At 64.7% G+C, this 12,364-nt stretch carries 11 protein-coding genes and 1 tRNA gene; 4 read left to right on the top strand and 8 right to left on the bottom strand.

Annotation, left to right across the window (positions count from 1 at the left end):
- Positions 1 to 33: 33 nt before the first annotated feature.
- Entirely contained in the window at positions 34 to 945 is a 912-nt protein-coding gene (locus P8T11_RS22105) for a fumarylacetoacetate hydrolase family protein (protein WP_268080013.1), read from the bottom strand.
- Between the two features lie 143 nt (positions 946 to 1,088).
- A complete protein-coding gene (locus tag P8T11_RS22100) occupies positions 1,089 to 2,213 on the bottom strand; it encodes a cupin domain-containing protein (protein ID WP_268080014.1) in 1,125 nt (374 codons plus the stop codon).
- Between the two features lie 199 nt (positions 2,214 to 2,412).
- On the opposite strand from P8T11_RS22100, the gene P8T11_RS22095 reads away from it, so the two are divergent.
- A complete protein-coding gene (locus P8T11_RS22095; protein ID WP_006217094.1) occupies positions 2,413 to 2,658 on the top strand; it encodes a hypothetical protein in 246 nt (81 codons plus the stop codon).
- A gap of 257 nt (positions 2,659 to 2,915) precedes the next feature.
- Here the strand turns inward: P8T11_RS22095 and P8T11_RS22090 are convergent.
- A tRNA-Arg gene (locus P8T11_RS22090) sits at positions 2,916 to 2,990 on the bottom strand.
- 231 nt (positions 2,991 to 3,221) lie between these two features.
- On the opposite strand from P8T11_RS22090, the gene P8T11_RS22085 reads away from it, so the two are divergent.
- Positions 3,222 to 4,208: a c-type cytochrome gene (locus P8T11_RS22085; RefSeq protein ID WP_268080015.1), complete on the top strand. Its 987-nt coding sequence runs from the start codon at positions 3,222 to 3,224 to the stop codon at positions 4,206 to 4,208.
- 210 nt (positions 4,209 to 4,418) lie between these two features.
- Here P8T11_RS22085 and P8T11_RS22080 read toward each other — a convergent pair whose 3' ends face one another.
- The 4 genes from P8T11_RS22080 to P8T11_RS22065 form a co-directional block, all read right to left on the bottom strand.
- The gene (locus tag P8T11_RS22080; RefSeq protein ID WP_268080016.1) at positions 4,419 to 5,942 is read right to left on the bottom strand and encodes a 3-hydroxyacyl-CoA dehydrogenase; all 1,524 of its coding nucleotides are present in this window, start codon (positions 5,940 to 5,942) and stop codon (positions 4,419 to 4,421) included.
- Between the two features lie 89 nt (positions 5,943 to 6,031).
- A complete protein-coding gene (locus P8T11_RS22075; protein WP_268080017.1) occupies positions 6,032 to 7,261 on the bottom strand; it encodes a CaiB/BaiF CoA transferase family protein in 1,230 nt (409 codons plus the stop codon).
- 206 nt (positions 7,262 to 7,467) lie between these two features.
- Positions 7,468 to 8,616 carry an acyl-CoA dehydrogenase family protein gene (locus P8T11_RS22070; RefSeq protein ID WP_050446748.1) on the bottom strand — a complete coding sequence of 383 codons (1,149 nt, stop codon included), beginning with the start codon at positions 8,614 to 8,616 and terminating at the stop codon, positions 7,468 to 7,470.
- A 48-nt stretch (positions 8,617 to 8,664) separates the two neighbouring features.
- On the bottom strand, positions 8,665 to 9,288 hold the full coding sequence (locus P8T11_RS22065; protein ID WP_264616904.1) for a TetR/AcrR family transcriptional regulator: 624 nt from the start codon (positions 9,286 to 9,288) through the stop codon (positions 8,665 to 8,667).
- 204 nt (positions 9,289 to 9,492) lie between these two features.
- Here P8T11_RS22065 and P8T11_RS22060 point away from each other — a divergent pair, with 204 nt between their 5' ends.
- Entirely contained in the window at positions 9,493 to 10,464 is a 972-nt protein-coding gene (locus P8T11_RS22060; protein ID WP_050446750.1) for an NAD(P)H-dependent flavin oxidoreductase, read from the top strand.
- A complete protein-coding gene (locus P8T11_RS22055) occupies positions 10,461 to 11,198 on the top strand; it encodes an enoyl-CoA hydratase-related protein (protein WP_268080018.1) in 738 nt (245 codons plus the stop codon). The genes P8T11_RS22060 and P8T11_RS22055 overlap by 4 nt, the downstream gene beginning before the upstream one ends.
- Positions 11,199 to 11,433: 235 nt before the next feature.
- Here the strand turns inward: P8T11_RS22055 and P8T11_RS22050 are convergent, their stop codons facing one another.
- Entirely contained in the window at positions 11,434 to 12,267 is an 834-nt protein-coding gene (locus P8T11_RS22050) for an enoyl-CoA hydratase/isomerase family protein (protein ID WP_050446752.1), read from the bottom strand.
- Between the last annotated feature and the right edge of the window lie 97 nt (positions 12,268 to 12,364).

Raw genomic sequence — 12,364 nt, 5'->3', positions numbered from 1 at the left:
AGACTGCGTTGCCCGCCTGGCGGCAGGCCTGAGCTAAACCGCCACCACCGGATGGCGCAGCGTGCCGATGCCTTCCACGCACGCCACCACCACATCGCCCGGCCACAACCATTCCTGCGGCTTGCGGCCCGCGCCCACGCCTTCCGGCGTGCCGGTGGCGATGATGTCGCCCGGTTCCAGCGTGATGCCGGCACTGATGTCCGCAATCAGGAACGGCACCTTGAACAGCATGTGGCGCGTGTTCGATCCCTGCTTTTTCTCGCCATTGACCGTGAGCCACAGGTCCAGCACCTGCGGGTCCGGAATTTCGTCGGCGGTGACAATGCACGGGCCGAACGGCGCGTAGGTGTCCTGGCCCTTGGAATAGATCCATTGCCCGGCGCGGCGGCAGTCGCGCGCGCTCATGTCCAGCATGACGCTGTAGCCAAACACATAGGACAGCGCATCGGCCTCGGCCACGCGCGAGGCGCGGCGGCCCATGATCACCGCCAGCTCCACTTCCCAGTCCAACTGCTGCGTGATCTTGGCGTTGTGCTCGATGGCGTCGCCCGGGCCGATCACAGTGGTGGGCGGTTTGGAGAAAATCACGGGCTGCTTGGGCAGGTCGGCCGACGTATCCAGCGTGCGGCTGGATTCAGCCACGTGTTCAACGTAGTTCAGGCCGATGCCGAAGATGTTCTTGCGCGGACGCGGAATGGGTGCAAGCAGCTTCACGTTTTCTTGAGGCAGCGCCGTGCCCACCGGCCATTCGCCACGGTAGGTCTCCATCAAGCGGGTGGCCTGCGCCACGGCCACCGGGCCCAGGTCGATGAACGCCAGCATGTCGTCGGGCAGGTCCACGCCGCCGGCACGGCCCAGCAGGGCCAGGTCGATTACATAGCCTTCGGCCAGCGCGCCAAGCCGCGCGGCAGCGGTGGGATGAGCGCGAAAAGTCACCAAGCGCATAAGAACTCCATTGATTCAGGACGAGTTGAATGAGGACGGGTTAAATCAGGACGCATTAAGTCAGGACGAGTTGAGCCAGGCGCACGGACAACGCCCGCGCGGCGGATAAAAATTCGAATAGGGATGGGGTACTGATCAGCGCGTCAGGTCAACGTTTGATGGCCGTCGTTTTCCTTGACCGCTTCTTCGCGGTAGAGCGCCAGCGACCGCATCACGGGCAGATCGTTGAAGCAGAACAGGCAGGCGTCGTCGTTGCTCGACAGGTTGGCGTGTTCGTGGATGGCCCAGGACGGCACGCAGAAAATATCGCGCTCGGTCCAGTCATAGCGTTTGCCGTCGATGATGGAAAAGCCGCTGCCCTTGGCCACCTGGTAGATAAAGCTACCCGTGTGCCGATGCGCCTTGGTGTGTTCGCCCGGGCGCAGCAACTGCATGCTGGCGCCGATGGTCGGCATCACCGGCCCGCCCGTGGCCGGGTTCACGTAGTCAAGCAGGACGCCGTCGTACGGGCTGCCGGCGGTGGTGCGCGCATAACGGCGCAAGGCCTCGTAGGTGGGTTCCCATTCGTACTTCAAGAGCGGCGAATACGGTTTGGTCCAGCCCGACACTTGCGGGCGCAAGGCTACGTTGCCCCAGGCGGCGCTGGTGTCGTCCACCGGATGGGTCACGGTCTGGTTCAGGTCGGGATGCACGGCATAGAAGCCCGCTTCCAGCGCATTGACCAGCGGAATGTCCAGGCCGTCCTGCCAGATGCAGGTAGTGCCGTCTTCGGCCACGCCGTGCTCATGCCAGGTGCCGTTAGGCGTCAGCACGAAGTCGTTCGCGCCCAACGTCATCTTGTGGCCATCCACCACGGTGTAGGCGCCCTGGCCTTCCATGATGAAGCGCAGCGCCGAATGCGAATGCTTGTGGGCCGAGGCCAGTTCGCCAGGCTGCATCACTTGCAAGCCGGAATACAACCAGCCCACGGCGGCGGCCACGTCGCGCCGGCCGGGGTTGTTCAGGTAGATCACGCGCCGGCCCGCTTCTTCGGGTGACACCAGTTCGGCCGAGCGCAGCACATGCGCGCGCAAGTCCTGGTAGCGCCACACCACCGGCACCGACGCCGAGCGCGGCGCCCAGGGTTCAATCTTGTTCGCCACGGTCCACAAGGCGCCGGTCTCCAGGCGCGCCAGCTCCTGGTAATAGGCAATGCGTTCGGGCGAGTCCGCCACATTGGCGCGGCCTGCGGTGTCCTCGCGATAGGCGTCGTACCGGTTCGCTTCCATCCCTTGCCTCTTTTTATAAAACCGTGAAGATTTTCGAAAATAATAGAGGCGAGCGGAATTTCGGGCAACGATTGCCCGCTAGGGGTTTTCCCGCCACGCAAGATTTAGTTGGTGCGGCGCTTCAAAATACTGTACAAAAACACAGTGCGACGTGATACATTTCGCTCGCCCAAAAAACCTGTCATCCAGGGAGAAACCTGTGTCAGAAGCCGCTCATCTTGTGCAGTACATCGTCGTTCCCTATCGCGCCGCCGCCAACGGCGTGGCCCCCGGGGAAATCCGTCCGGCCAGCAGCGAATTCGGCGCCATCCGAATCGCCAATTCCATGGCTTCCAAATTCGCGGGCGTGGCCGCTTATGAAGTATGGATCGACAAAGAAACCGGCGACATGGAATCGCCGCGCATCCTGACGCAAATCGGCACGGTGCCGTCGCTGGATGACTGAACGCAAAAATGCCGCCGCGCGTGCCGAAGCGAATTTAAATCCAGGGGGATTGATATTCAGGGAGCTTGATGGCCGTATGACTGGATGGCCGCCCTGATGTGTCGACGTTGATGTGTCGACGTTGATCTGTCGACTTTGATCTATATACGCTGATGAATCCCGGGTTTCGAATGTCGAATCCCGGGATTCGACTTTCTATGCCACGTATTTCTACATCAGATATTGCACGTCACGCATTGCACGTCACGTCGTGATTGTGGTGCGCCCGACAGGAATCGAACCTGTATCAAGAGCTTCGGAAACTCTCATTCTATCCATTGAACTACGGGCGCAGCGCAAAGAGGCGACATTGTACCTAGTTTTGGATGGCCTGCATGAAGCGCATCAAATCTTCCGTCAATCTCATCGAAAACCCGGTCAGATGCATTGGACGTGCGTCCCTGACACCGTTATATAATCCAGCGTTTGCTTGCAGGCGGATGCCCGACTTGTTCGCCGATTTGTGCAGTTACTGATTTTCTGTTGCCGCCGTCAGGCGCCCCACCCGTTAGCAGGATTTGGTCATGAGCAACGAGCAGGAACACATAGAAGAGCACTCCTCCCCCATCAAGACCCCCAAGCAACTGGTCGTCACGATCGTCCTGTCTTTCGTGATCCCAATCGCCATCATCATCCTGTTGGTGAACATGGTGGTCTCCGGCAACAAGACCGGAGCCGGCTCGGACACGCTGACCCCGGAAGCCATCACCAAGCGCATCGCCCCGGTCGCGGGGTTTGAACTGGTCGACGCCAACGCCCCCCGAGTCTTCAAGACGGGCGAACAGGTCTTTGCCGCCGTCTGTACGGCCTGTCACACCGCCGGTGTGGCCGGCGCACCCAAGGTGGGCGACAACGCGGCCTGGGCGCCGTTCATCAAGGCCGGCTACGACACCATGCTGAACGTGGCCCTGCACGGCAAGGGCGGCATGCCCGCCAAGGGCGGCAACCCCACGCTGTCCGACTACGAAGTCGCGCGCGCGGTGGTCTATATGGCCAACAAGTCCGGCGCATCGCTGCCCGAGCCCGCCGCCCCCGCCGAAGAAGGCGCGAAGAAGGAAGCAGACGCCGCGGCGGCCGCTAGTGCGCCGGCTGCTGGTGCGGCTCCCGCCGCTACCGCGTCTGCAGCGAGTGCACCGGCTGCTGGAGCCGCCGCCGCTCCTGGTGCCGCTGCATCTGGAGCCGCTCCTGCTGCTGCCACTGCCACTGCCGCCGGCGCGCCTGCTGCCGCCGCGCCGGCCGCCAGCGCCCCGCAACAAGCCGCCGCCGTCAATCCGGCCGGCGAAAAGCTCTACAAGAGCGTCTGCTTCGCCTGTCACGCCACCGGCGTGGCCAACGCGCCGAAGTTTGGCGACAAGGCCGCCTGGGCGCCCTACATCAAGACCGGCATGGACGCCATGGTGAAGGTCGCCATGCAAGGCAAGCCGCCCATGCCGCCCAAGGGCGGCGCCGCCAACGCCTCGGAAGAAGACATCCGCGCAGCCGTCCAATACATGGTCGACCACGCCAAGTAGGATGGGTGAAGCGCGGCAGGATTTATGCCACAGAGATTCTGCCCAACGCGCGTAACCCATCAAGCAACCGCGCAAATAAAAAGCCCCCTGAAGAAGAAATTCAGGGGGCTTTTTCTTGCCTGGATCAGGTGAAGCTTTGGGCGCTACTTGGTGGGTTGCGCGCGTTGGCCGGCGGGGTTCTTCTGCCGACCTTTTCGCGCTTCACCCATCCTACGGGGCTGATGATTTCAGTAGGGACAGGCCCAATTGGACGCGGCGTTGCAGCCAGAGGCTGGGGCGATAGCGCGGGTCGCCGGTCACGCGCTGCATGCTCTTCAGGATTTCCAGGATGCGGTCGGCGCCCAGCTTGTCGCCCAGGGCCAACGGACCCACCGGGTACCCCAGGCCCAGCGTCACGGCTTGGTCGATGTCTTCCGGCGTGGCGATCTGCTGTTGCGCGATGTCGCTGGCGATGTTGACGATCATGGCCACGATGCGCTGGGCGATGAAGCCCGGCGAGTCCTCGATCACCGTAACCGGCACGCCATCGGCGGCCAGCAGCGCGTGCGCGGCGTCGCGCCATTTGGCTTCGGTGGCGGGCGACACCATGACGGTGCGGCGCTTGGCGCCGTCGAAGGCATATAGCGTGTCCAAGCCCACCGTGCGGCCGGCGTTCAAGCCTTGGGCGGACACCGACGTCGACACATCATCACCAAACGGCGTGACGACAATCAGCGCGTCCGCGTCGGGCGTCGAATCCGTCACCAACGTAGCGCCCAGCTTTTCGATCAGCGCCGACGCGCGCGCGTAGCCTTCCGCGTGCTTGGGGCTGACCCAGACCTTCAGGCCTTCCGGCAGCGCCGGCACGGGCGGTTCGGCCGGCACTTGCTTCTGGCCGTCGGCGTAGACGTAGAAGCCTTCGCCCGCCTTGCGTCCGATCAGCCCGCCCGCCAGGCGCACGGTCGTGATCGGCGATGGGCGAAAACGCGCTTCGTCGAAGAACTGACGGTAGATGGATTCCATCACCGGATGCGACACGTCCAGCGCGGTAAGGTCCAGCAGCTCAAAAGGCCCCATGCGGAAGCCGGCTTGCTCGCGCATCACGGCGTCGACTTGCGCAAAGGTGGCCACGGCCTCTTGCGCCACGCGCAGGCCTTCGGTATTCATGCCACGGCCGGCATGGTTGACGATAAAGCCGGGCATGTCCTTGGCGCGCACGGGCGTGTGGCCCATGCGGCGGGCCAGCGCGGCCAGCGCGTCGCCCACTTCGGGTGCGCTGCGCAGGCCGTCGATCACTTCAACCACCTTCATCAACGCCACCGGGTTGAAGAAGTGATAGCCGACCACGCGGCGCGGGTGCTTGCAAGCAGCGGCGATCGCGGTGATGGACAAGGACGACGTGTTCGACGCCAGGATGCAGTCTTCCGACACCACGCCTTCCAGCGCGGCGAACAGGTCGCGCTTCACGTCCAGCCGTTCAACGATGGCTTCCACCACCAGTTGGCAGGCCGACATATCGGTCAGCGCGGTGGCGGCCTCCACACGCTCCAAGGCGGCTTGCGCATCGGCGGCGGTCAGCTTGCCCTTTTGCGCCAGCTTGTCCCAGGTTTGGCGTAAGGACTCGCGCGCGGCCGCGATCGCGTCGGCGCTGGTGTCGTACAGACGCACGCGCAATCCGGCTTGCGCCGCAATCTGCGCAATGCCGCGCCCCATGGCCCCGGCGCCCACGACGCCGATGGTTTGAATCTCCGTCATCAACTCTCTCCTGCCTGTATTGGAATGGATGGTGCGCGCCGCGGCAGGGCGCGTGGCAAGCGGGGCGGCGCGCAGCCACCCCGCCGCGATCAAGGCTGGCTTTGTGCCAGCGCCTGAATGTCTTCGGCCGACAAGCCCAGCTTTTCCGCCAGCACCTGCGCGGTGTGCTCGCCCAGCATGGGCGGCGGACGGCGGTATTCAACGGGGCTATCGGAAAACTTCAACGGGCTGGCGGCCATCGGCACCTTGCCGGCGGCCGGATGCGGCAGCTCGCGCTTCATGTTGCGCGCCAGCACGTGCGGGTCTTCGTAGACCTGGTCCAGTGTATTGATGGGGCCGGCCGGCACGCCCACGGCTTCCAGCGCGGCCAGCCAGTGGTCGCGCGCGCCGGTGGCCATGCGCTCGGCCAACAGCGGCACGAGCTCGGTACGGTTCTTCACGCGCTGGGGGTTGGTGGAAAAACGCGGGTCGGCCGACAACTCGGGCAGGCCGATGGCGCCGCAGTAGTTGCGGAACTGGCTGTCGTTACCCACCGCCACGATCAAATGGCCATCGGCCGCGGCGAACACTTGGTAAGGCACCAGGTTCTGGTGTGCGTTGCCCGCGCGCTGGGGCGCCACGCCCGAGGTCATGAAGTTCAAGTTCTGATTGGCCATCATGCTGACCTGGCAGTCCAGCAAGGCCATGTCGATATGCTGGCCCAAACCGCTGTTGGCGCGTTCAAGCAGCGCGGCCAGAATGCCTACCGTGGAGTACATGCCGGTCATCAGATCGGCCACGGCCACGCCGGCCTTTTGCGGGCCGCCGCCCGGCAGGTCGTCGCGTTCGCCGGTGATGCTCATCAGCCCGCCCATGCCCTGGATCATGAAGTCATAGCCGGGGCGGCTGGCGTACGGGCCGGTCTGGCCGAAACCGGTGATCGAGCAATAGATCAGGCGCGGGTTGATGGCCTTCAGGCTTTCGTAGTCCAGCCCGTATTTCTTCAGGCCGCCCACTTTGAAGTTCTCAACCAGGATGTCGCTTTGCAGCGCCAGTTCGCGCACCAGTTCGGCGCCGCGCGGCGACGCGATATCCAGCGCCACCGACATCTTGTTGCGGTTGGCGGACAGGTAGTAGGCGGCTTCGGTGGTGTCGTTGCCCGCTTCGTCCTTCAGATAGGGCGGCCCCCAGGCGCGCGTATCGTCGCCCGCACCGGGCCTTTCAATCTTGATGACCTCGGCGCCAAGGTCGGCCAGGTTCTGGGTGCACCAGGGGCCCGCCAGCACGCGGGTCAGGTCCAGCACGCGGATGCCGGTAAGGGGAGCGGGACGTTGCGACATCTGTAGTCTTTTCGCTAGATGAGAAATGAAAACGTCCGGCTTGCGGCCATGCGCGAAGCCAGACTGGAATTCCGTCATGCTGGCGGCCCGGGCCGCCAGCGCGTCATACCCGGACGCGGACCGTTAGGGTCGCGCCCGGAGCACCATTCGTCAATCCGGATATTAGCTGTTTGGACACTCTGGCCGGATTTCCGCTGGCTGTCGGCTCAGGAATGCGCCTTGATCGTCTCGCGCGCGATCACCAGTTGCTGGATCTGCGAGGTGCCCTCGAAGATGCGGAACAAGCGCACGTCGCGGTAGAAGCGTTCCACGGCGTACTCGGACATATAGCCCGCGCCGCCGTGAATCTGCACGGCGCGGTCAGCCACGCGGCCCACCATCTCGGTCGAGTACAGCTTGCAGCAAGCGGCCTGCATGGTGGTGTTCTCGCCGCGGTCGCGCATGCGGGCCGCGTCCAGCACCATGCAGCGGGCGGCATAGAGTTCGGCCTGACTGTCGGCGATCATCGCCTGGATCAGCTGGAATTCAGCGATCGGCTGGCCGAACTGCTTGCGCTCCAGCGCGTACTTGACCGCGTCCGACAGCAGGCGCTCGGCAATCCCCACGCACAGCGCCGAGATGTGCAGCCGCCCCTTGTCCAGCACGCGCATCGATGTCCGGAACCCATTGCCCTCTTCCCCGCCCAGCAAGGCGCTGGCCGGCACGCGGCAGTTGTCGAAGACCACGTCGCTGGTCAAGGCGCCCGCCTGACCCATCTTCTTGTCGGGCTTGCCGATGATGAGGCCCGGCGTGCCGGCTTCCACCAGGAAGCACGAAATGGAATTGGCGCGGCGTTCGGGCGCGGTGCGCGCCATCACCGAAAACAGGCCGGCGATGGGTGCGTTGGTGATGTAGCGCTTGGTGCCGTTCAGCACGTAGCCGTCGCCATCGCGCTCGGCGGACAGGCGCAGCGCCATGGCGTCGGAACCGGCGTCCGGCTCGGTCAAGGCGAACGAGCCGATCAATTCACCGCTGGCCAGCTTGGGCAAGTAGCGCGCGCGCTGTTCGTCGGTGCCGGCCAGCACGATGGCTTGCGAGCCGATGCCGATATTGGTGCCGGCCAGCGAACGAAACGCGGGCGAGGTCTGGCCCAGTTCGAACACCACGCGCACTTCCTCTTCCATCGTCAGGCCCAAACCGCCGAAGTCGGGCGAGATCGACAGGCCGAACAAGCCCAGCTCGCGCATTTCGTTGACGATGTCCGGCGGCACCTGGCCGCTAGAGGCCAGTTCGTCTTCGGCGGGAATCAGGCGTTCGTGCACAAAGCGGTGCACGGCGTCCAGCAACAGGTTCAGGGTTTCGGTGTCGAGGGCCATGATGGAAGTCTCAGTAGATAAGCAATGCGTTTCCGGACGGCGGCGCGATCAGGCGCGCATGCCGCCGACCAATAAATCGAAGTAACCGGCGGCGATGGCTTCGGCGCTGTCGCCCTGGCCGGGCTTGTACCAGCGCACCATCCAATTCAGCATGGACAGCACGGCGCGGCCGGTGGCGGCCACGTCCAGCGGGCGGAACACGCCTTGTTCCACGCCTTGGGCGATCAGTTCGCGCAGGCGCTTTTCGTAGCCGTCGCGCAGGCGGGCGGCGTCTTCGCGTTCGGGTAGCGCCATGCCGGAATAGCCGATCAGCATGGTGACAAATTCAGCATGGTGCTGTTCGAAGTAGCGGGCGTGGCCCACCATGAACGCGCGCAAGCGGTCGGCGGCGCCCTGGGCATCGGCCACATCCTGGCCGACGTTTTGCGTCAGCCCGTTCAACACGCCCAGGATGATGGCGTCGTAGATGTCCTGCTTGGTGGTGTAGTAGTGATAGATGGCCGCCTTGGACACGCCGATGGCGGCGGCCAGGTCGGCCACCGAGCTGCCGTCGTAGCCGCTTTGCGCGAATAGCTTGGCGGCTTCTTCCAGGATGCGTTCGCGCGGGGCCACCAGGGTGGGGGGCCGGCCAGCGCGGGCGCGTTTCTGAACAGGAGGGGCGGAGGTCGCCATGACAGCCTTTGCAAGGGCCGCGCCTGAGGCTGCGGGCAGGCCGCGCGGGCCTCCATTGACAGCGGTTCGGCGCATGCCGTTAAATAAAGATTAATTAATTACCGGACGGTCGGTAGGTAATTATAGGCACATCCGCTTTCAAGGCTCAAGGCCCAATTGCGGGACGCCTTTTCTGGACTGACCTGAACACAACGCGACGACGCTATGCCCCACTCTCTAGTGACAGATTTGTATGGCCAGATGTCCCTGCCGGTCATCAGCGCCCCCATGTTCATCGTGTCCAACCCGCAACTGGTGATCGCGCAGTGCACGAGCGGCATCGTGGGTTCGTTTCCCGCGCTGAACGCGCGCCCCCAAAGCCTCTTGACCGATTGGCTGGACGAAGTCCAGGCCGGGCTTGCCTCGTACCGCGAAGCGAATCCAGGCGCTGCCGTGGCGCCGTTCGCGGTCAACCAGATCATCCATCAATCCAACGACCGGCTGGAACAGGACCTGGCCGTGTGCGCCAGCCACCGCGTGCCGTTGATCATCACCAGCCTGCGCGCGCCGGGCGACCTGGTCAAGGGCGTGCACGACTGGGGCGGCAAGGTCTTTCATGACGTCACCACGCTGCGCCACGCCGAGAAAGCGCTGGAAGCGGGTGTGGACGGGCTGATCCTGGTGTGCTCGGGCGCCGGCGGCCATGCAGGCACGCTGAGCCCGTTCGCGCTGCTGTCCGAAGTGCGCCGTTTCTACGACGGCCCGCTGATCCTGTCGGGCGCCATCACGTCCGGCGCGCACGTACTGGCCGCGCTGGCCATGGGCGCCGACTTTGCCTACATGGGCACGCGCTTCATCGCCAGCCAGGAAGCCAACGCCAGCGAGGGCTACAAGTCCGCCATCGTCGAGGCCAGCGCGTCCGACATTCTGTACACCCCGTTTTTCACGGGCATTCCCGGCAACTATCTGAAGGCCAGCATCACCGCGTCGGGGCTGGACCCGGCCAACCTGCCGCAGCCGGACAGTGGCGCGTCGAACTTCGGATCGACTCGCGTCAAACCGTGGAAAGACATCTGGGGCGCCGGCCAGGGCGTGGGCGGCATCGCCAGCGTGCTGCCGACCCGGGAGATCGTCGACACGCTGCGCCGCGAGTACGCCGAGGCCAAGGCGCAACTGAACGCCAGGTCGTTCGCATGAGCGCGGGCCTGACAGTCAGCCGTGACGGCGCGGTGCTGACCCTGGTCATCAACCGCCAGGATCGCCGCAACGCGCTGGACACGGCCACCTACGCCGCCCTGACCGAACAGATTTCACTGGCCAGCGCCGACCAGGCCATCTCGGCGGTGATCCTGACGGGCGCGGGCGAGCACTTCACGGCCGGTAATGACCTGCGCGACTTCCAAGCCGAACGTGGGGCCGGTGACAGCGCGGGGCTGACGTTCCTGCGGGCGCTGACCCTGGCCGACGTGCCGGTCATTGCTGCGGTCGAAGGCTATGCGATCGGCATCGGCGTGACACTGCTACAGCATTGCGACTTTGTCCACATCGGCGAAGGCGCCACGCTGCGCATGCCGTTCGTAGCGCTGGGCCTGTGCCCGGAGGGCGCCTCCAGCCTGTTGATGCCCCGCCTGGCAGGGCGGCGCGCCGCCGAATGGCTGTTGCAGGGCAAGGCGTTTTCCGCCGAAGATGCGCGCGAGGCTGGCTTGGCGACGTCGGTTACGCCAAAAGGCCAGGCGCTGGCGGCGGCCCAGGCCACGGCCGCTGATTTGGCCCGCCAACCGCCCGCCGCGCTGCGCCTGACCAAGGCCATGATGAAGCGTGCGGACCGCCAGGCCATCCAGGAAACGCTGGATTACGAAGCCCAGCAGTTCCGCGCCCGCCTGCAGACCGAGGAAGCGCAGGCGGCATTCGCGAAGTTTTTTAAGAAATAGGGGGCGAAGCGATGGGGCGCGAGGCGATGGGGCGCGAAGCGATGGGGCGCGAAGCGATGGGACGCGAGGCGATGGGGCGCGAGGTGATGGGTTGCGCGCGTTGGGCTTTGGCGTTCTGACATCGGGTCATTCGCGCTTCACCCATCCTACGGTTGGGACGTAGGATGGGTGCGGCGCGGCACAACCGACAAAAGAACCCGGCCGCGGACCGCGCGAACCCATCAAACAACGCCGCCTAAAACGGCGAATCCGGCCGAAAATTCGGCGCCCGGCGTTCGCGCAACGACTGGATCCCCTCTTTCACGTCCGGCCCGCCAAACCCCATGAACTCCAGGGCCAGCGACGTATCAAAGCTCGGCCCCGCCATGCGCAGCCAATTGTTCAGCGAATACTTGGTCCAGCGTATCGCTGTCTGCGAACCGGCCGCCAGCTTGTTGGCCACCTCGAACGCACGGGAAATCAGCTCGGCTTCATCGACGCACAATGACACCAGGCCGATGCGCTCCGCCTCTTCGCCGGTCACCGTCTCGCACAGCATCAGGTAGTACTTGGCCTTGGCCATGCCGCACAGCAGCGGCCAGACGATGGCGGCGTGGTCCCCCGCCGTCACGCCCAGGCGGGTATGGCCATCAATGATGCGCGCGTCGCGCGCCGCGATCGAGATGTCGGCCAGCAAGCCCGCCACCAGCCCCGCCCCCACCGCCGCGCCGTGCATGGCGGACACGATGGGCTTGTTGCAATTGATGATGTTGTAGACCAGGTCGCGGGCTTCCCGCCACACGCGGGTACGCACGTCGAAGTCGTCGGCCATCTGCTGCACCAGTTCAAGGTCGCCGCCGCCCGAAAAGCCCTTGCCTTCGCCCCGAATCACCACCACACGGGTGTCGGGGTCGGTATCGATGTCGCGCCAGATGTCGGCCAATTCGCGGTGCATACGGTCGTCTGCCGTGGACAGCTTGCCGGGCTGGCCGCCCTTGGCCCCCATGATCACCTCCAGCACGCCGCCGGGATGCCGGCGCAGCTTCAGGGATTCATAGGCTGAATAGTGTTGCAGCGTGATATCAGTCATTGTCTACTCCGCGTTGTCTTTAGCCGCTGCGCGAGCCTTGGGGCCGGCGCGTTTTTGCGCACTATAGTGGATACGCGGGCGCCCGCCCCGCCGCTTT

The sequence above is a fragment of the Achromobacter spanius genome, assembly GCF_029637605.1.
In the GTDB taxonomy this organism is placed as follows: domain Bacteria; phylum Pseudomonadota; class Gammaproteobacteria; order Burkholderiales; family Burkholderiaceae_B; genus Achromobacter; species Achromobacter spanius_E.
This window is presented reverse-complemented; position numbering and strand designations above follow the sequence as displayed.